Source organism: Bulleidia sp. HCP3S3_C9 (genome assembly GCF_052064035.1).
GTDB lineage: Bacteria > Bacillota_I > Bacilli_A > Erysipelotrichales > Erysipelotrichaceae > Bulleidia.
Genome location: NZ_JBQHWJ010000004.1, coordinates 1 through 18515 on the forward strand (window position 1 = coordinate 1; position 18515 = coordinate 18515).

At 35.5% G+C, this 18515-nt stretch carries 20 protein-coding genes and 1 rRNA gene; 18 read left to right on the forward strand and 3 right to left on the reverse strand.

Going from position 1 to position 18515, the window contains the following annotated elements; genetic code table 11:
- The 9 genes from rrf to ACTND6_RS01535 form a co-directional block, all read left to right on the forward strand.
- Positions 1-98: ribosomal RNA gene (rrf, locus tag ACTND6_RS01495) — 5S ribosomal RNA — on the forward strand; the annotation flags it as partial.
- 235 nt (positions 99-333) lie between these two features.
- Positions 334-927 carry a M15 family metallopeptidase gene (locus ACTND6_RS01500; RefSeq protein ID WP_441045038.1) on the forward strand — a complete coding sequence of 198 codons (594 nt, stop codon included), beginning with the start codon at positions 334-336 and terminating at the stop codon, positions 925-927.
- Between the two features lie 100 nt (positions 928-1027).
- Positions 1028-1333, forward strand: a complete 306-nt coding sequence (locus tag ACTND6_RS01505) for a PTS sugar transporter subunit IIB (protein ID WP_295562409.1) — start codon at positions 1028-1030, stop codon at positions 1331-1333.
- Positions 1334-1429: 96 nt separating this feature from the next.
- Entirely contained in the window at positions 1430-1738 is a 309-nt protein-coding gene (locus tag ACTND6_RS01510) for a PTS lactose/cellobiose transporter subunit IIA (RefSeq protein ID WP_295562407.1), read from the forward strand.
- A gap of 128 nt (positions 1739-1866) precedes the next feature.
- Positions 1867-3666, forward strand: coding sequence for an oleate hydratase (locus ACTND6_RS01515; protein WP_441021472.1), 1800 nt, complete (start codon positions 1867-1869; stop codon positions 3664-3666).
- A gap of 68 nt (positions 3667-3734) precedes the next feature.
- Entirely contained in the window at positions 3735-3908 is a 174-nt protein-coding gene (locus tag ACTND6_RS01520; RefSeq protein ID WP_178176263.1) for a hypothetical protein, read from the forward strand.
- Positions 3898-4569: an HAD family hydrolase gene (locus tag ACTND6_RS01525; RefSeq protein ID WP_441021470.1), complete on the forward strand. Its 672-nt coding sequence runs from the start codon at positions 3898-3900 to the stop codon at positions 4567-4569. Before ACTND6_RS01520 ends, ACTND6_RS01525 begins: the two co-directional genes overlap by 11 nt.
- 80 nt (positions 4570-4649) lie before the next feature.
- A complete protein-coding gene (locus ACTND6_RS01530; protein ID WP_178176259.1) occupies positions 4650-5465 on the forward strand; it encodes a 1-deoxy-D-xylulose-5-phosphate synthase N-terminal domain-containing protein in 816 nt (271 codons plus the stop codon).
- 1 nt (position 5466) lies between these two features.
- On the forward strand, positions 5467-6396 hold the full coding sequence (locus ACTND6_RS01535) for a transketolase family protein (protein ID WP_441021468.1): 930 nt from the start codon (positions 5467-5469) through the stop codon (positions 6394-6396).
- Positions 6397-6457: 61 nt separating this feature from the next.
- Here ACTND6_RS01535 and ACTND6_RS01540 read toward each other — a convergent pair whose 3' ends face one another.
- Positions 6458-7267, reverse strand: a complete 810-nt coding sequence (locus ACTND6_RS01540; RefSeq protein WP_178176255.1) for a PHP domain-containing protein — start codon at positions 7265-7267, stop codon at positions 6458-6460.
- 109 nt (positions 7268-7376) lie between these two features.
- Between ACTND6_RS01540 and ACTND6_RS01545 the strand changes: the two genes are divergently transcribed.
- Complete coding sequence (locus tag ACTND6_RS01545) at positions 7377-10163, forward strand: heavy metal translocating P-type ATPase (protein ID WP_441021465.1); 2787 nt, start codon at positions 7377-7379, stop codon at positions 10161-10163.
- A gap of 132 nt (positions 10164-10295) precedes the next feature.
- Positions 10296-11636, forward strand: coding sequence for an MATE family efflux transporter (locus ACTND6_RS01550; protein WP_441021460.1), 1341 nt, complete (start codon positions 10296-10298; stop codon positions 11634-11636).
- 359 nt (positions 11637-11995) lie between these two features.
- On the opposite strand, the gene ACTND6_RS01555 is transcribed toward ACTND6_RS01550, so the two are convergent.
- Positions 11996-13111, reverse strand: coding sequence for a CHAP domain-containing protein (locus ACTND6_RS01555; protein ID WP_441021456.1), 1116 nt, complete (start codon positions 13109-13111; stop codon positions 11996-11998).
- Positions 13112-13284: 173 nt separating this feature from the next.
- Between ACTND6_RS01555 and dtd the strand changes: the two genes are divergently transcribed.
- The 6 genes from dtd to ACTND6_RS01585 are packed head-to-tail and all read left to right on the forward strand — an operon-like array spanning position 13285 to position 16830.
- A complete protein-coding gene (dtd, locus tag ACTND6_RS01560; protein ID WP_441021453.1) occupies positions 13285-13740 on the forward strand; it encodes a D-aminoacyl-tRNA deacylase in 456 nt (151 codons plus the stop codon).
- A 10-nt stretch (positions 13741-13750) separates the two neighbouring features.
- The gene (folD, locus tag ACTND6_RS01565) at positions 13751-14611 is read left to right on the forward strand and encodes a bifunctional methylenetetrahydrofolate dehydrogenase/methenyltetrahydrofolate cyclohydrolase FolD (protein ID WP_178175746.1); all 861 of its coding nucleotides are present in this window, start codon (positions 13751-13753) and stop codon (positions 14609-14611) included.
- Positions 14601-14801: a DUF951 family protein gene (locus ACTND6_RS01570; protein ID WP_178175745.1), complete on the forward strand. Its 201-nt coding sequence runs from the start codon at positions 14601-14603 to the stop codon at positions 14799-14801. Before folD ends, ACTND6_RS01570 begins: the two co-directional genes overlap by 11 nt.
- A gap of 21 nt (positions 14802-14822) precedes the next feature.
- Positions 14823-15923 carry a redox-regulated ATPase YchF gene (ychF, locus tag ACTND6_RS01575; protein WP_178175744.1) on the forward strand — a complete coding sequence of 367 codons (1101 nt, stop codon included), beginning with the start codon at positions 14823-14825 and terminating at the stop codon, positions 15921-15923.
- Between the two features lie 40 nt (positions 15924-15963).
- Positions 15964-16287 carry a cyclic-di-AMP receptor gene (locus ACTND6_RS01580; protein WP_178175743.1) on the forward strand — a complete coding sequence of 108 codons (324 nt, stop codon included), beginning with the start codon at positions 15964-15966 and terminating at the stop codon, positions 16285-16287.
- 36 nt (positions 16288-16323) lie between these two features.
- Positions 16324-16830: an N-acetyltransferase family protein gene (locus ACTND6_RS01585; protein ID WP_441021444.1), complete on the forward strand. Its 507-nt coding sequence runs from the start codon at positions 16324-16326 to the stop codon at positions 16828-16830.
- Here ACTND6_RS01585 and ACTND6_RS01590 read toward each other — a convergent pair.
- Positions 16809-17993 carry a CCA tRNA nucleotidyltransferase gene (locus ACTND6_RS01590; protein ID WP_441021440.1) on the reverse strand — a complete coding sequence of 395 codons (1185 nt, stop codon included), beginning with the start codon at positions 17991-17993 and terminating at the stop codon, positions 16809-16811. The two genes, ACTND6_RS01585 and ACTND6_RS01590, sit on opposite strands and share 22 nt — an antisense overlap.
- Before the next feature lie 47 nt (positions 17994-18040).
- Between ACTND6_RS01590 and ispF the strand changes: the two genes are divergently transcribed.
- Positions 18041-18514: a 2-C-methyl-D-erythritol 2,4-cyclodiphosphate synthase gene (ispF, locus tag ACTND6_RS01595; RefSeq protein ID WP_441021436.1), complete on the forward strand. Its 474-nt coding sequence runs from the start codon at positions 18041-18043 to the stop codon at positions 18512-18514.
- The last annotated feature ends 1 nt before the right edge of the window (position 18515 follow it).

An 18515-nucleotide genomic window follows, 5' to 3' on the forward strand; every position in this document is an offset into this window, starting at 1 on the left:
GATAGCGATGTGGTCACACCTGTTCCCATCCCGAACACAGAAGTTAAGCACATCAGCGGCAAAAATAGCCTTACGGTGAATCGAGCACGTTGCCAGGTCTTTGCTTTTTTTTTATTTGTCTGTACAATACCTTGTATGAATATCAGAAGTTTGTATAAAAAAGTTTATATTGTTCTTATGTTAAGTGGTGTTTTATCCTGCTTGTTTTTATATCTTTTATTTAGTGGTTTTACGAATCGTATTGATCATTCTTTGTCTGCTGACGTACAAAATTCTCCTCAACCCGTGACTGCCCCTGAATCTACATATATTCCTTCTCCTACACCATCTATCATGCCTGCGAGCACTCCTGAAATTTATGATGTTACAAGTGATGATTCTTTGCTTAGAATTGTTAATAAATGGCATCCTTTAGCAAGTGGTTATATTCCAGATACGTTGGTTATTGTTAATGTACCACAATACGAATCACAAGTACTTTTACCTGAAGTTTCTTCCGCTATAGAAGATATGTTTTCTAAAGCAAATGAAGAAGGCATTCATCTTTATCTTGTTTCTGGATATCGTGATTTTCAATATCAAACTGATTTGTATGATTACTATGTTTCTAAATTTGGTAAACAGGAGGCCGAACGTATCGATTGTATTCCTGGTTGTTCTGAACATCAGACGGGCTTATCTGTTGATTTATCTTCGACTTCTCATAAATATGAGTTAGATGTTAGATTTGAACAAACTGATGAATATCAATGGCTAATTACGCATTGTAGCGAATTTGGTTTTATTTTAAGAAACCCAAAAGGAAAGGAAGAAATAACTGGTGTAAAATTCTCACCATGGAATTTCCGTTATGTAGGAAAAGAGATGGCACAGAAAATTACAGATAGTAATCTTACAATGGAAGAATATTTCCAAATCATAAACTAATTATTTGTCTGTTATCATGTTTAATTTTTTCTTGCGATGTAGACGCTTCTATATTATTATAAATGTACGGAGAATTTCCAAGAAAGAAGGTTAAATAATTATGGCAAAGAATATTACATTATTTTGCTCCGCAGGCATGTCTACAAGTTTACTTGTTAACAAAATGAAGGAAGCAGCAGCAGCTAAGGGTGCAGATTATAACATCGCAGCTTATTCACTCAATGAAGTTGATAAGCATGGACCAGAAGCTGATATTATTTTGATTGGACCACAGGTTCGTTTCGCATTGGCTAAGCTTCAGAAACAGTTCCCTGGTAAACCAATTGAAGCAATTGATATGAGAGCTTATGGTTTAATGGATGGTAAAGCTGTTCTTGAAATGGCTGAAAAGAAGCTAAACGCTTAATTTTAAAAAATAAAAAAACGGTTTCTATGTTCTTGCGTGGAAACCGTTTTCATATTATTATTATATTTGTACATAAGTACTTATAAAGGAGAAAACATGGAAGGTACAGAATTAATTGCGTTTAACATTATCGCAGCAGTAGGAACAGCTCGTTCTAACTATATTGCAGCTATTGATGCAGCAGCTGAAGGAAACTTCGATGAAGCTGAAAAACTTATTAAAGAAGGTCAGGATGCTTATGTTGAAGGACATGATGCTCACGCTAAGTTATTAACACAGACAGCTCAGGGTGACAAGGTTATCATGGATCTTTTACTCACACACGCTGAAGATCAGTTAATGAGTGCTGAAGGATTTGGAATCCTTGCTGAAAGATTCGTTACTCTTTACAAAAAGTTAGGTTAATGATCAATGAAGAATCCAGTTTTGGATTCTTTTTTTTTAATTCATCGATTGACATATTTTGAATTGTGTCAATTTACTCTTTATTGACGAGTGCTATACTGACCTTAAGTCAAAAAGGAGAATATGTTATGTATTATAGTTCAGGAAATTATGAAGCATTCGCACACCCAAGAAAGCCAAAGGATGCAGATAAGAAGTCAGCATATATTATTGGTACAGGATTAGCTGGCTTAACTGCTGCTTTCTATCTTTTAAGAGATGGTCAGATTTCAGGGGACCGTATCCATGTTTTAGAAAAAATTGATATTGCTGGAGGCAGCTGCGATGGTAGAAAAGATGTAACAAAAGGTTTCTACATGAGAGGCGGCAGAGAAATGGATAACCACTTTGAAGTCATGTGGGATGTATTTAAAGATGTACCTTCCATCGAAACGGAAGGCGTTACAGTATTGGATGAATATTATTGGTTGAATAAAGAAGATCCAAACTATTCTTTATGCAGAGCAAGTCAAAATCGCGGTGAAAGTGCACATACAGATGGTAAATTCACACTTGATAAAAAGAGTGCAATGGCATTAAGCAAACTCTTTATTACATCAGAAGATGAATTAGAAGATAAAAAGATTTCTGATGTTTTACCGGATGAATTCTGGGATACAAATTTCTGGTTATATTGGCAGACAATGTTTGCTTTCCAAAAATGGTCTAGTGCATTGGAAATGAAGAGATATTTATGCAGATATGTACATCATATTGATGGTTTACCTGATTTCTCGGCTCTTCGTTTTACAAAATATAACCAATATGAAAGTATGATTCTGCCTCTTGTAAAATATCTTGAAGCACATGGAGTTGCAATCGAATTTGGAATGGACGTCAAGAATGTCATCATTGATACAGATGAACATGATCGTAAGGTAGCTAAGGAATTAATTATCTTGAAGAATGGCGTTGAAGAAAAGATTGAATTATCAGAAGATGATCTGGTATTTATCACAAATGGCTGCTGTACAGATACAAGTTGCTACGGAGATCAGCATACAGCACCTGATTTAAGTGAAATCAAGGATGGCTATGGTGAATCATGGGATCTTTGGAAAAATATCGCAAAACAGGCAAAACATGGTGAATATGGGAAGCCAGAAGTATTCTGCAGTGATACAGAAGCTACTAACTGGATGAGTGCAACTGTTGAAACAAGCAATGAAGAAGTTATTCAACATATCATGAATGTATGTAAGAGAGATCCTAGACGTCATCGCGTAACAACAGGTGGTATTGTGACAGTTAAAGATTCTAGAGATCATTGGTATCTAAGCTGGACAATTAACAGACAGCCACAATTTAAATCACAGGATGAAAACACAGTTCTTGTATGGTTGTATTCACTGAATACGAACCGTCCAGGAAACTATGTGAATAAACCAATGAAGGAATGTACAGGTGAAGAAGTATGTAAAGAATGGCTGTATCACATTGGTGTAGACGAAGATCGTATTGATGATCTTGCAGCTAATGCATGTAATACAACAACATGTTATATGCCATATATCAATGCATTCTTCCAGCCAAGAAAGAATACAGATCGTCCACATGTTGTTCCAGATGGTGCTGTTAACTTTGCATTTATTGGGCAATTTACTGAAATTCCAAGAGATACTATCTTTACAACAGAATACTCAATGCGTAGTGGCATGGAAGCAGTTTATACATTATTAAATGTAGATCGTGGTGTTCCTGAAGTCTGGGGATCACAATATGATGTAAGAGAATTATTAAGAGCTGCTTATTATGCAATTGACAAGAAGTCTATTGATGAAGCTGAATTGAACTATGCAGAAAAGAAAGCTATTGACTTTGTTCTAAAGAAATTCAAAGGAACAGATGTTGAATTACTACTGAAAAACAGTGGTTTAATGAAGAAATAATAACTGAAAGATGAAGGAATTTGCACCTTCATCTTTTTATATATGTTAAGATTTACATGGAGGATTTTATGGAACCATTACCAGACAATTGGAATACAATGACACACCAGGAAAAGGATTTCTTTTTCACAAGATATTACAAAAGATTTATTCGCCCAGGAGAAGCTGTTGGTTTAATCAAAGAAGCAGATGAAACAATTCAAAAGGCATATGAGGAGTTTTTAAAAGAAAATGAACAATGATTTTAAAAATATCAAAGCAGTCTTATTTGATTTTGATGATACCTTAGGGCATCGTGAATCCTATGCATACGATACGTTTTATAGATTGCTTAAAAGCTGCACTGATTTTGAAGATGAGATGGAATTAGAAGCAATTCTTCAAGATGTGATGATTTGGGATGAACAAGGAAATATTCATAAACAGCATATTGTTGATATGTTAAAAAAGAAATACGATATAACCTTGCCGTGCGCAGATTTTAAAAAGTGGTGGAACGAAGAACAATGGAAAGTTTCTGTTCCTTTTCCTGATACAATTTCTACATTGGAACAGCTGCAGAAAAAATATAAGCTTGGAATTATTACAAATGGTGACAGTACATGTCAGAGAAACAAAATTCAACAGGCAGGATTATCTCATTTCTTTGATGAAAGTAATGTGATTGTTTCTGGTGGCTATGGCTATCACAAACCTGATACAAGATTATTTACTGCTGCATTAGAAAAATTAAACGTAAAGGCAGAAGAAAGTGTATTTGTTGGAGACATATTTGCGAATGATATTATTGGAGCATATCGTGCACATATGAAACCTGTCTGGATATGGACACACGGTGAAAGAAAGTGTACTGCTGATGTGCTAATGATTCATAAAATCAGTGATTTGTTACAAATCTTATAAAAAATCACAAAAACTAACAAGTTAAAAAATACACAAATGTTTTTGTGATATGATAATTAGGCAAAAGTCGGAGGAAAACTATGGATTTAAAAGCAATGCAGGATCATGCAAAAAATATTCGTAAGAACATTATAAAAGAAGTATCCAATGCACAATCTGGTCATCCAGGAGGATCACTAGGTGCAGCTGACATTCTTACAGTACTTTACTTTGATGTCATGGATTTCACAAAGGAGAATGCCCACTCTTTAGACAGAGATCGCTTTGTCTTGTCAAAGGGACATGCATCACCATTACTCTATGCTGTATTAGCAGAAAAGGGTATTATTGATGAAGCAGAGCTTTTAACATTTAGAAAATTAAATACTAGACTTCAGGGACACCCTGACATTAATGAATTAGATGGCATTGATATGTCAACAGGTTCTCTAGGTCAGGGAACTAGTGCTTCTGTTGGTATGGCATTGGCAAATAGATTAGACAAGAATGATCATCGTATCTATGCTCTTGTGGGAGATGGTGAAGCCGAAGAGGGTCAGGTCTGGGAAGCTGCAATGGCTGCAGGTCATTACAAGCTGGATAATTTGTGCTGGATTATTGACAACAATGGACTGCAGATTGACGGCAGATGTGAAGATGTTATTGGACCAGAACCATTTGAGCCAAAATTCGAAGCATTTGGATGGAATGTTATGACTGTAGACGGTCATGACTATGAGGCATTGCATGATGCTTTTGAAAAGGCAAAGGAATATAAGGGAAAACCTACTTGTATTATCGCTAAGACAATAAAAGGTAAAGGTGTATCCTTTATGGAAAATCAAGCTGGATGGCACGGAAAGGCCCCAGATGCTGAATTGACAGCAATTGCATTAAAAGACTTGGAGGGTGAATAAGATGTCTAAAGCAACACGTGAAGCATATGGTGAAGAGATTTCAAAACTCATTCAAGAAAACCCAAAGATTGTCGTTTTAGATGCAGACCTTGCTGGATCAACATACAGTGGAAAGGCAGGAGAAGTCTGCCCGGAAAGATTCTTTGACATGGGTATTGCGGAAGCCAATATGATTGGTGTTTCTGCAGGCCTTGCGGCAAGTGGATATATTCCATTCGCATCATCATTTGCAATGTTCTGTACTGGCAGAGTATGGGAACAGATCAGAAACAGCGTAGCGTATCCACATTTGAATGTTAAGATCGTAGGATCACATTCAGGTATTACAGTTGGTGAAGATGGTGTTACTCACCAGGCAATTGAAGATATTGCAATTATGAGAGATATTACTGGTCTAGAAGTATATGCACCATGTGATCAGTGGGAAACAAAGGCTGTTATTGATCATGTAGCTTCAACAAACAATCCATGCTATATCAGACTTGGAAGAAGCAAGGTCGAGGATGTATTTGATGAAAACAAGAAGTTTGATGTAACAAAGATCAATGTCATTCATGAAGGTACATCCAAGGTAGCAGTATTTGCTACGGGATTGATGGTACAGTCTTCATTAGGTGCATTAAAAGCATTGAATGAAAAGGGTATTGACCCAACAATTATTGATGTCTGTGCAATTAAGCCAACAGATGAAGAAGGCATTGCAAAGATTCTTGAAAGCAATGATGAAATCTTCACAGTAGAAGAACATTCCGTAACTGGCGGACTAGGTTCAATGATTTGTGAAGTAGCTGCAGATCGTTGTCCTAAGAGAATTCACAGAATCGGTATGAGAGGATTTGCAGAAAGTGCAGACTGGAAGACTCTGTTAAAAGAATACAAGCTCGACGCTGAGGGTGTAGCTGAACAGATTCTGGCTGGATTAGACAAATAATCAAATATCAAAAAAACCACAGTTCTCTAAAATGAGCTGTGGTTTTATCATACTTATAATATTAGTAGAATAATTCTTTTCTCTTCTTTGCGCTAGATGCCAGGTCATAATCTGTAAGAAAATTCAAATCTAATCCTTCAACAACAGATAATGCACGATTTAAATCTGTATCTGTTTTAAATAATTCTGGATTATGAACATCTAGTCCGATAATGACTGGACATTTTTTCTTTGCAAATTCTTCAAAGAAGATTCTTGTAGGATAAGCATATCTTTTTCCATCTGGATAAGAATGCATTCCATTGTGCACGCCACTGCCGGTATTTAATTCTAAAGGCATATCATATGTAATAGAAATCTTAGCAATTCTCTCCGCAATTTTTCTGACACTTTCATCCATATATGGATAAGAATATAAACATACATCAGGATGCGCAATATAATCACATAAAGCATGCTTACATGCATATTCTAGTCGATCAACGTACATGGATAACTGCTGAGGTGTATTTAAACCATAGGAACTGATTAAATCTAAATCAATGTTATGCTGACCTAAAATGCAGTAATCCAATTCTTTTCTAAATTGTGATAAAGTATCCCATTCACTTTGATAACATTCTACTTCCATTCCTAAATAGATATCTATCTGATCTTTGTATTTCTCTTTTAAAGAACGAATAGATGCCATGTATTCTCCAACTTGACTGATATTCATTCTTTCTGTAGGAACTTGTGTTTTATAAGCGGCGTGGTCAGAGAAACCTAATGTTTTCAACCCTCCTTCAATGGCTGCTTTGACATAGTCTTCATCTTCTCCAATCGCGTGACCGCATCGTTTTGTATGTGTATGCCAGTTTGTTTTGATCATGTGAAACATTATAGCAAAATTTTCAGAAATATGATTGACGAATATAGACAACTGGAATAATATAATGAAGTAGAACAATTGAACACTTGTTCAAATAAGAGGGGCAAATATGAAAACATTCCAATATAATGTTGATGGTATCGATTGTGCAAATTGTGCAAAGGAATTAGAAGAAGAGATTGGTAAATTAGATGGTGTATCTAACTGCAGTTTAGAGTTTGGAGTGCATTCTCATTTGAAATACAATTATGAAGGCAATGATGCAGAAGCAATTGAAAAAGCAATGAGAAAAATCATTGAGGATGATCAAAAAGATCCAATCATTACTAGAGTTGAAGAAAAAGAACATAACATTCATGTTTCCTATAATGTTGATGGCATTGATTGCGCAAATTGTGCAAAAGAATTAGAAGAAGAGATTGGAAAACTAGAAGGAGTATCTAACTGTACTTTAGTTTTTGGAATCCATTCAAAGCTTAACTATGATGTTACTTCTTCTTTAGTAAATGATGTTGAAAAACAAATGATCAAGATGATTGAAGATGACCAGGAAAATCCAGTCATTACAAAATTAGATGCAGTGAAGACAATGCATCAATTATTTGTTGTGGATGGCATTGATTGTGCAAATTGTGCAAAGGAATTAGAAGAAGAAATTGGTAAATTAGATGGTGTAACTAACTGTAGTTTAGAGTTTGGAATCCATTCTAAGTTGAATTATGATGTTGATCCTTCTTTCATGAGTACTGTGGAAAACAAAATGCGTAAGATCATTGAAGATGATCAAGAACATCCAGTCATCAAGAAAGTATCTCAAGAAATTGATAAAACATATAAATTCAATATTACAAATATTGATTGTGCTGATTGTGCAAATGAACTTGCAGAAAAAACAATGAAGATTATTGGTGTAAAATCATGCGATGCTGATTTTATGAATCAATTATTGATTGTTAAATGCAGTCCAAAAGACAAGAGTCGTATTGCTTCTGAAATGAAAGCAATGATTGCGGAAAATGAACCAGAAGTAGAATTTTCTGAATACAAGAAAGAAGAAAAGAAAATTGTTGAAGAAAAAGAAGATCATACAATGCTGGTTCGTTTGATTGTGGGTGCTGTGTTGTTTGGCTGTTCATTGTTTATGCAAAGTACACTGCAGATTGTTTTTGCATTAGGAGCATATCTTGTTCTTGGATATGATGTTTTGATCAAAGCTGTTCGTGGTATTGGAAGAGGACAGTTGTTTGATGAACATTTCTTAATGTCCATTGCTACATTAGCAGCAATTTATCAGCAGGAATGGAAAGAAGCTGCTGGTGTTATGTTGTTTTATCAGATTGGTGAATATTTCCAGGATCTTGCGGTTAGAAGAAGTAGAAAATCAATTGGTGAACTCATGAATATTCGTCCAGATTATGCAATGGTTAAGCGCAATGATGAATATGAGAAGGTTGATCCAGAAGAAGTACTGATTGATGAAATCATTCGTGTAAAGCCAGGTGAGAGAATTCCTCTCGATGGAATTGTTGTGAGTGGTTCCTCTTCTTTGGATACAGCTTCTTTGACAGGTGAAAGCAAGCTGAGAGATGTCGATGCAGGTGATGAAGTTATTTCTGGATCAGTCAACGAAACGGGTGTATTAGAGATTCAAGTAACAAAAGAATATGGTGAATCAACTGTTGCTAAAATACTAGACCTAGTAGAAAACAACGATGCAAACAAAGCACAACACGAAAAGTTTATTACAAAGTTTTCTAAGTATTACACACCAATTGTTGTATTTTTAGCAATTGCGGTAGCTCTTATTGTGGGAATTGCATTTGGAGACTTTAATGAAGGTATTCGCAGAGCTTGTACATTCTTGGTAATTTCTTGTCCATGTGCTCTTGTCATTTCAATTCCTCTATCATTCTTTGCGGGAATTGGTGGGTTATCTTCTAGAGGTATTTTAGTGAAGGGTGCAAATGTCATTGATGATCTGGCAAAAGTTAAACAGGTCATTATGGATAAAACTGGTACATTGACTTCAGGAAAGTTTGCGGTTGAAGAAGTTCTTTCAGCAGTAGATAAAGATCAATTGATTCTAGATGCAGCATATGCGGAACATTTTTCTAACCATCCAATTGCACAAGGGATTAAAGAAGCATGTCACTCTGAAATTCATGATGAAGAAGTAACAGATGCACAGGAAATTGCTGGCAGAGGATTAAGTGTAAAAGTGAATGGTGAAGAAATCTTAGCTGGCAATTATAAATTAATGAGTGAAAAAGGCGTTCAGTGTAAAGAAGAAACATCTACAGGAACACTTGTATATGTAGCTAAAAATGGTGTTTATGAAGGCTGTCTTGTATTAAGAGATCAGTTGAAAGAAGATGCGAAAGAAGCCGTTGATACACTGCATAAAGAAGGTAAGAAATGTATAATTGTTTCTGGTGACAATCAAGAAATTACATCTTCAATTGGCTTGCAGTTAGGCGTAGATCAGGCAATTGGCGGATGTATGCCTGAAGATAAAGTTAATACAGTGAAAAAGTACATGGAAGAAGGTATGACAGCGTTTGTGGGAGATGGTGTAAATGATGCGCCAGTCATTACTTTAGCAAATGTTGGCATTGCAATGGGAGCATTGGGAAGTGATGCTGCAATTGAAGCTGCAGATGTTGTTTTGATGGATGATTCCGTCAGCAAGATTTCACTAGCAATTGCTGCTAGTAAACGTATCTTATTTGTAGCGAATGAAAATATCTATGGAGCGATTGCTATTAAAGTATTAACTCTCATCTTCGGAGCTTTAGGCATCGCAAATATGTGGTGGGCAATTTTTGCTGATACTGGTGTTGCTATGCTTTGCGTATTAAATTCATTACGTTTATTACATATTGCACGCAAAAAATAAATAAACTAAGTCCAGAAAAGTCAGATTGCAAAATCTGTGAAACTAAGAGAACTTAGTTTTTCTTTCGAAACAATTTTTTTGAAAATTTAAAATTGCTTTACAATCATTCACAACAGGAATAACATAAACGCTATGAAAAATAAAATGTTTACAAATCGACAGCTTGGCAGATTAATTCTGCCTTTATTAGTAGAACAACTGTTAGTGATGCTTGTAGGAATGGCGGATACAATCATGGTATCCGCTGCAGGAGAAGCAGCAATTTCAGGCGTATCCATTGTAAATGATGTAAATAACCTGATTATAGCGATATTAACAGCGATTGCAGGCGGTGGTTCTGTTATTGTTACACAATATCTTGGAAACAAGGATGAAGAGAATACAAAGCTGTCAGCTTCACAGTTATTGATGATCAGTTTTGTGATTTCCTTAGTGTTCGGAATTTTATGTGTAGCTTTCCACAGTGTTATCCTGCATGCTTTATACAAAAGCATTGAAGTTGATGTAATGAACAGCGCGAGCGTATATTTCTGGATCACAGCATTGTCATTTCCGTTTTTAGGTGTATATAACAGTTCTGCAGCGTTATATAGAAGTATGAATCGCACAAATACAACGATGCGTGTTTCTATTCTGATGAATGTAATTAATGTTGTTGGAAACTTTATTTGTGTATATCTATTACATATGGGTGCTGCTGGTGTTGCATGGCCAACATTAGCAAGCAGAGTTGTTGCGGCAATTGTTATGCTAGCTCTATGCTTTGATTCAGAAGCACCAATCAGTGTCGTGTGGAAAGATATACTGACATGGAATCAAACGATTATTTCAAAAATATTATCCATTGCGATTCCAAACGGAATTGAAAATGGATTATTCCAGCTAGGAAAAGTCATTATCAGTATGTTTGTAGCAACGTATGGAACAATGCAGATTGCAGCAAATGGCGTAACGAATTCATTATGTGTATTGTGCTATACAACAGAAATGGCAATGCAGTTAGCGGTAGTAACGGTTGTTGGTCAATGTGTTGGTGCAAATGATTACGATCAGGCAAGATACTATATTAGAAAGATGCTGATTATGGCAATGGTCATGGCAGTTATCAACAATGTAATTTTATTTGTTGTAAGCCCTTTTGCCTTACAGTTATATACATTAAAAAATGAAACTCTGGCAATTACAGAAACAATCCTTGGTATGGAGTGTCTTGCGGTTGGGTTATTTCATGTACTTGCATTTGTATTACCAACATGCTTGAGAGCTGCAGGAGACGCAAAGTATACGATGTATGTGGGCGTTTTATCGATGTTCTTTGCACGTGTTGCAGGAGCTTATATATTAGGTACTGTCATGGGACTTGGTGTTGTTGGTACGAGAATTGCAATGTATATCGATTGGATTGTACGTATTGTCTTCTTTGCGATAAGATATAAGAGTGGAAAGTGGACACAGTATAGAGCAATTGAATAAAGTATGTTTGGAAAAGTAATCAATATTATCAGTATTATTGTATTAGTTTTGTTTGTTATTCTATTTATAATGAAGAAAGCAAATAGAAGGAAGGGAAGATGATCCCCCAATGTCATTAAGTTAAGGCATATAAATTCTTAGTGATATTAATTGAAAATTCAAGAAAACAAATCTTCAGCGAAAGTTAACAGCTTTTCTATAAGATTTGTTTTTTAATTCCTGAAATCATTGATTTCTCAAGCATGACGAAAATGCCAGTTGTGCTTTTCTTGAAATTATACTGGCATATTTTCTGCTAGACTGGCAGGTGATAATGTCAAGATGGCATTGAATAAAAAAAGAACGGAATTTCCGTTCTTTTAGACGTTAATATAACCAATTGTTGATTTTGTACCTGTACCTGCAGAAGATACCCAACGTTCATTATAGTGACCATTGAAACCACCTTCTACAATATGAACCATATCTCCCTCGACACCATCAACATAAGCAACATGTCCGTTATATACAGCGATACTGCCAGCAGTAGGTGATCCACTTACTGCGTAACCTAATGCTGCTGCATTTGCATACCATTGTGATGCATTTCCTAAGTTTGGTAATGCGATACCTCTTGCATTATATAAAGCCTGCCATGCACCAAATGTACAGTTAGACCAGCCACCACCATAAGGGTTAGCACCACCAGCTGTATATCCAAGACCAGAAGTATTTGTGTTTTCTCCACTAGCTCCTAATAAAGCAGCCTGTTCTGCAGCTTTTCTAGCTTCTTCTTCAGCTTGTGCCTGTGCTTCAGCTTCGGCTTGTGCAGCTTGTTCTGCAGCAATCTGATCTAATACTTCTTGAGGAGTCTTTACATTAACAACTAAATTCTGTGTTGTTGTATTACCTTGTAAATCAACAGCTTTATATGTGACTAGATAAGTACCATCAGTATTCATATCTAAGTTCTGTGTATCAAAAGTTAATGCTGGCAATTCACCAGAATCGTCGTTGATATAAGAAATGTAACTTTCAGGAATGAAAGTATCACCGTTATTAACAGTTACTTCATTGGATTTCAGTTTTAATGCTGGGGCGGAAACTACTTTCATGTTAACTGCCGCATTTTGTGTAAATGAATAACCAACAGAATCTGTTAAATTATCCGTATATACCAGGTTTACTTTTAATGTAACTGTCTGGATACCTGCTTTTGAAGTATCCAAGCCAGAAATATCAATACTTGATAAGTCAACGTTGATATCATCGATGTTCAGATTGTCATCAATATTACAACGATCTGTAATAACATCAGCTTTCAATGTTGCTGCTACATTTGTATCTCCTAGTTCAATATCGTAAACTGGTAAACTTCCTTTTAATGGATCATCAGCCTTAACGTCAGAGTTGATTGAGGCAGCTACAATAGCTCCCGCCGCTAACATTGGCAAGATGAATCTGAATGTCTTTTTTAATTTATTGTTCTTTTGCATACTAAAATATTAACAAATTCTTAAGTCTGTATCAAATTTTCAGAAGCTTTCACACACTTATCCCAAACTGTAAGCGTTTACATTTAATATGTTTCACATTTCTGTCACAATCATAAATAAAATAAATTGAATTATGATATTAAAAAATTGGTATTTGTTATAAAATCCTTGTTATGAGATTAGTAATTCAAAGAGTAAAACATGCTTCTGTTGAAATAGACGGAGCAATTCATGGCAAGATCAATCAAGGATATATGATTTTAGTTGGCATTCAAAATGAAGATACAAGAGAAATTGTTGAAAAAATGGCTGAAAAGGTCGCAAAACTAAGAATTTTTACAGATGAAGAAGATAAGATGAATTTGAATCTTTCACAGATAGACGGATCTATTCTATCGATTTCTCAATTCACTTTATATGCAGACTGTCATAAAGGAAATCGTCCTTCTTTTTCATATGCTGGTAAACCAGCGATTGCAGAACCTTTATACATGTATTTCAATGAATATTTAAGAAAGATTGGAATTCATGTAGAAGAAGGTATCTTTGGTGCAGATATGAAGGTGGATTTATTGAATGATGGACCTGTTACAATCATATTGGACAGTGATATAGATATTCGAAAATAGGAGGTGAAGGATGGCTGAAGTTATTTATGGCAGCGAACTATCTCAAGAAATCAGAGATGAGATGAGACAGCAGATTGATGCAATTAAGCAAAGTGGTAATCGTGTACCGTGTCTAGCTGTTGTTCTTGTTGGGGATAATCCTGCTTCCATTTCCTATGTTAAAGGAAAAGAAAAAGCATGTGCAAGTGTTGGAATTCATAGTGTAGAACTGATATTGCCAGCTTCTATTTCACAAGAAGAATTAAACAGTGAACTGCAGCGTTTATCGAATGATCCTGGAGTAGATGGTATTTTATTACAGTTGCCTCTTCCAAAAGGTTTAGATGAAAATGAAGCAGTATCCTATATTTCTTCTAATAAAGATGTAGATGGCTTAACACCAGTGAATTTTGGCAAGCTGTTCTTAAATGAACCGGCATTTGCTCCATGTACACCAAGTGGTATTTTAGAGTTGTTAAAACGTATGCATTGTGATCCGAAAGGAAAGCATGCGGTTGTGATTGGAAGAAGTAAACTTGTCGGAACGCCTGTTGCTCGTTTACTTCAAAATGCAAATGCTACGGTAACGATTTGTCATTCCCACACAAAAAATTTAAAAGAAATTACAAGAATGGCAGATATATTGATTGTGGCGATTGGTTCTCCAAAGTATATTGATGCTTCTTATGTAAAAGAGGATGCATATGTTATTGATGTAGGCGTGAATCGATTAGAAGATGGCCATTTATGTGGGGATGTAGATTTTGAATCTGTAAAGAATCATTGTCGTGCGATTACACCTGTTCCAAAAGGGGTTGGGCCTATGACAATTACAATGTTATTAAAGAATACAATAGAAGCGTATAAGCGAGGGTATTGTAATGGTAAATGAATATGGATTGAATGATATCGTTGAGATGAAAAAGGAACATCCGTGTCATAAAAGTAAATATTGGCAGATTATTCGTATGGGCGCGGATATAAAAATTAAATGTATGGGGTGTGGAAACGTAATTATGTTTCCTCGTCATGAATTTGAGCGTAAAATGAAAAAGGTTGTGGAGAAAGCTCCACAGGAATAAAGAAGGGAAGTAAATTAGAAAATGTCATTAACAGCAGGTATTGTCGGTTTACCAAACGTAGGTAAATCAACACTTTTTAACGCAATTACAAATAGCCAGGTATTGGCAGAGAACTATCCGTTTGCGACAATTGCGCCAAACGTAGGTGTCGTAGAAGTTCCTGATCAAAGAATGGAAGACTTTGTAGAAGCATTCCATCCAAAGAAAACAATTTATACAACATTTGAATTTACTGATATTGCAGGTTTAGTGAAGGGTGCATCCAAGGGTGAAGGTCTAGGAAACCAGTTCTTAGGAAACATCCGTTCTACAGATGCTATTATTCACGTTGTTAGATGCTTTGATGATTCAAATATTGAACACGTAGAAGGTTCTGTTGATCCAGTACGTGATATTGAAGAAATCAATCTTGAATTAGCAATTGCAGATTTGGATTCTGTAGAAAATCGTATCAGCAAAATCGCAAAGAAAGCACAGACAAAAGATAAAGATGCCGTCAAGGAAATGGAAACATTAACAAAGTTTAAAGAACAATTACTGGATGGCAAGGCTGTTCGTTTACTGGATCTCAATGACAGTGATCTTGAAATTATGAAAAACTATGGTTTATTGACAGCGAAACCAGTCATTTACGTAGCAAATATGTCTGATGATGAAATTAATGATCCTGAAAGCAATCATTACTATCAAGATGTTAAGAAACTGGCAGAAAGTGAAGGCAGTGAAGTCATCGCAATCTGCGCAAAGATGGAAGAAGAATTGTCAGGTTTAGATAAAGAAGAAAAACAGGCATTTCTTGACGACCTGGGAATTAAAGAATCTGGCTTAGATCAGATCATTCAGGCTGCATATCATTTATTAGGACTACGTACTTTCTTTACAGTTGGTGAACCAGAATGCAGAGCCTGGACCTTCCATGAAGGAATGAAAGCACCACAGTGTGCTGGTGTCATTCACTCAGATTTTGAAAAGGGATTTATCCGTGCAGAAGTATATGGATATGAAGATTTCATGAAATATGGCAGTGAAAAAGCGCTCAAAGAAGCTGGTAAACTCCGTGTTGAAGGAAAGGAATATGTCATGCAGGATGGCGATGTTGTTTTCTTCAGATTTAATGTTTAAAGATTTGTGATAAAATAATATTAGATTAGGAGGTTTACATATGAAACTCGTATTAGCTATCGTTTCTAACGATGATGCTTCCGCTGTAACTTCAGCACTCACAAAAAATAATTTCTACATGACTCGTTTGTCTACAACCGGCGGCTTTCTCAGAGCTGGCAATACAACGTTAATCGTCGGTACAGATGACGATCTAGTTGATAAATGTATTGATGTTATTGGTTCTGAAGCAAAAAGACGTACTGAAATCGTTCCATCTACAGCTAGCTATGATATTGGACGCTATGCTTCTTTCCCTGTAGAAGTACAGGTTGGTGGAGCTACAATCTTCGTTCTTGATGTAGATCAGTTTAAGAAACTATAAGAAGTGTAAAGCAGGGTAACCTGCTTTTTAAATGAAATGGAAATTAGAAAAAGTAAGAAAAGTGATGTTCTGCAAATCGTAGAAATTATAAATCAGGCAAAAGCATATTTAAAAGAAAATGATATTCCACAATGGCAGAATGGCTATCCTGATGCGTGTGATGTATTGGATGATATTCAAAAGGGTGGTGCGTATTGTGCGTGTGAAAATGGAGAGGTGATAGGATATTCATATATTTCATCTCTTGCAGAACCTAACTATACTGTTATTGATGGTGCATGGTTTAATGATGATCCATATATTGTGATTCATAGAATATGTGTTGATTCATCAATGAAAGGTAAAAATGTTGCTTCCCTGTTTATAGAAAAAGCAAAAGAAATTGGCAGAGAAAAAGATATTTTCAACATTCGTATTGATACGCATGAAAAGAATGTATCGATGCAGAGAATGGTTGAAAAGAATGGATTTAAAAAAACAGGAATCATCTATGTCAAAGATGGTTCCCCTAGATATGCATATCAATTGATTGTTTGTAAGTAAGCAATCAATTTTTCTTTATTGTTGGCTGTTTTTTCTTCAATGACTGCATTCAATAATTGATTGAGGTACAGTGAAATATCTTTTCCTGTATATCCTAAAGCAATCATATCTTTTCCATTGATTTGAAGCTGTTTTAAGCTGTAACAATCATTGTTTTGAATAATGGATTGATAAATATGGAAAGATTGTTCATATGACGTTAAATCGTAGGCTTCTCGGTAATTTAAATATTGCATGAAATCACATGACATATCTTTCAATAAATATAAAATGTCTGTTTTTGTGGATATTGGTGCATTTCTGTATTTGATCATTTGAGAAATTGCGGTGATTTCTTTGTTTGAATATTTCATGTATTTTAATGTGTGTTTAACATCACTGAATGCAGGATCTGATAATACTAGAGCAAAACGAATTCTGTAGTCTTGTCTAGAATTCTGTAATCGCTGAATCAATTGTTCCCAGTTCACTGAATCCATTTCTTTTAGAAATACAGAGAACACCTTTCTATATGGATACAATAAAGGAACACAGCCTTCGCCAGCAAAAAACTTATTCATCTCTTCCTGAATTCTTTCGATGGAAACATAAGACAATGTTTCTTTTGTATCTAAGATTGCTTTTGATGTATGATCATCAATTGAAAAATTGAGCTGTGAAGCAAAGCGAATCGCTCTTAAAATACGTAATGCATCTTCTTCAAAACGTTGATAAGGATCCCCAATGCAGCGAACAATCTTTTTTTCAATATCTTCTTTTCCATTGAAAAAATCTAAAATACCAGTTTCTTCACAATAGCAAAGGGCATTAATTGTGAAATCTCTACGTGCACAGTCTTCTTTGATTGTCCGTGTGAAAATGACTTCGTCTGGATGGCGGTGATCTTTGTACTCTGCATCTTTTCTATAGGTAGTGATTTCTACAGGAATATGTTTTGAAACGACAGTGACTGTGCCGTGTTTTAAACCTGTATCAATTGTATGATAGGCATGAAAAACCTGCTTTGTTTCTTCTGGGAGCGCACTTGTGGTCAAATCATAGTCGTTGACAGGCTTGTTTAGCAAAATAGAACGGATTGCCCCGCCAACCACAAAGCATTCATAACCGTGTTTGTTTAATTCTTTCATTAAAATAGATACATATTCTGGAATTTCTAATTTCATATGAAATATTATACGGTAAAATAGATAAAAAAGATGGAGATATTCATATGAGAATTGGACAAAGTACTGATATACATCAATTAACTGAAGGCAGAAAACTTGTTTTAGGTGGTGTTGAAATTCCGCATACAAAAGGATTGGCTGGACATTCTGATGCTGATGCATTAACGCATGCGGTGGCAGAAGCTGTTTTAGGTGCACTTGCATTAGGGGATTTAGGAAAATGGTTTCCTGATACAGATGAAAAGTGGAAAGGTGTGAATTCACAAATTATTTTAAAAGAAGTTGCTAGAATGATGGATGAAAAAGGATATCGAATTGGAAATGTTGATTCACTGATTATGATTGAAAAACCTAAAATGGCACCACACATTGAAAAAATGAGACAAAACTTCGCGGATGCATTACATTGTTCAATTGATCAAGTCAGTGTCAAGGCAACACGTGGAGAAAAGATGGGATTTGTTGGCAGAGAAGAAGGTGTGCAGGCATTTGCAATCGTTCTTCTTGAGGAAAAATAAA

Bases quoted from the DNA above. Each gene is read 5' to 3' on its own strand.
- ACTND6_RS01555 (WP_441021456.1), bottom strand. From the start codon at position 13,111: ATGCAAAAGAACAATAAATTAAAAAAGACATTCAGATTCATCTTGCCA.
- ACTND6_RS01535 (WP_441021468.1), top strand. From the start codon at position 5,467: ATGTCTAAAGCAACACGTGAAGCATATGGTGAAGAGATTTCAAAACTC.
- ACTND6_RS01550 (WP_441021460.1), top strand. From the start codon at position 10,296: ATGAAAAATAAAATGTTTACAAATCGACAGCTTGGCAGATTAATTCTG.
- folD (WP_178175746.1), top strand. From the start codon at position 13,751: ATGGCTGAAGTTATTTATGGCAGCGAACTATCTCAAGAAATCAGAGAT.
- ACTND6_RS01580 (WP_178175743.1), top strand. From the start codon at position 15,964: ATGAAACTCGTATTAGCTATCGTTTCTAACGATGATGCTTCCGCTGTA.
- ACTND6_RS01510 (WP_295562407.1), top strand. From the start codon at position 1,430: ATGGAAGGTACAGAATTAATTGCGTTTAACATTATCGCAGCAGTAGGA.
- ACTND6_RS01540 (WP_178176255.1), bottom strand. From the start codon at position 7,267: ATGATCAAAACAAACTGGCATACACATACAAAACGATGCGGTCACGCG.
- ispF (WP_441021436.1), top strand. From the start codon at position 18,041: ATGAGAATTGGACAAAGTACTGATATACATCAATTAACTGAAGGCAGA.
- ACTND6_RS01505 (WP_295562409.1), top strand. From the start codon at position 1,028: ATGGCAAAGAATATTACATTATTTTGCTCCGCAGGCATGTCTACAAGT.
- ACTND6_RS01530 (WP_178176259.1), top strand. From the start codon at position 4,650: ATGGATTTAAAAGCAATGCAGGATCATGCAAAAAATATTCGTAAGAAC.
- ACTND6_RS01585 (WP_441021444.1), top strand. From the start codon at position 16,324: ATGGAAATTAGAAAAAGTAAGAAAAGTGATGTTCTGCAAATCGTAGAA.
- ACTND6_RS01520 (WP_178176263.1), top strand. From the start codon at position 3,735: ATGGAACCATTACCAGACAATTGGAATACAATGACACACCAGGAAAAG.
- ACTND6_RS01525 (WP_441021470.1), top strand. From the start codon at position 3,898: ATGAACAATGATTTTAAAAATATCAAAGCAGTCTTATTTGATTTTGAT.
- ACTND6_RS01570 (WP_178175745.1), top strand. From the start codon at position 14,601: ATGGTAAATGAATATGGATTGAATGATATCGTTGAGATGAAAAAGGAA.
- ACTND6_RS01515 (WP_441021472.1), top strand. From the start codon at position 1,867: ATGTATTATAGTTCAGGAAATTATGAAGCATTCGCACACCCAAGAAAG.
- ACTND6_RS01545 (WP_441021465.1), top strand. From the start codon at position 7,377: ATGAAAACATTCCAATATAATGTTGATGGTATCGATTGTGCAAATTGT.
- ACTND6_RS01500 (WP_441045038.1), top strand. From the start codon at position 334: ATGCCTGCGAGCACTCCTGAAATTTATGATGTTACAAGTGATGATTCT.
- dtd (WP_441021453.1), top strand. From the start codon at position 13,285: ATGAGATTAGTAATTCAAAGAGTAAAACATGCTTCTGTTGAAATAGAC.
- ychF (WP_178175744.1), top strand. From the start codon at position 14,823: ATGTCATTAACAGCAGGTATTGTCGGTTTACCAAACGTAGGTAAATCA.
- ACTND6_RS01590 (WP_441021440.1), bottom strand. From the start codon at position 17,993: ATGAAATTAGAAATTCCAGAATATGTATCTATTTTAATGAAAGAATTA.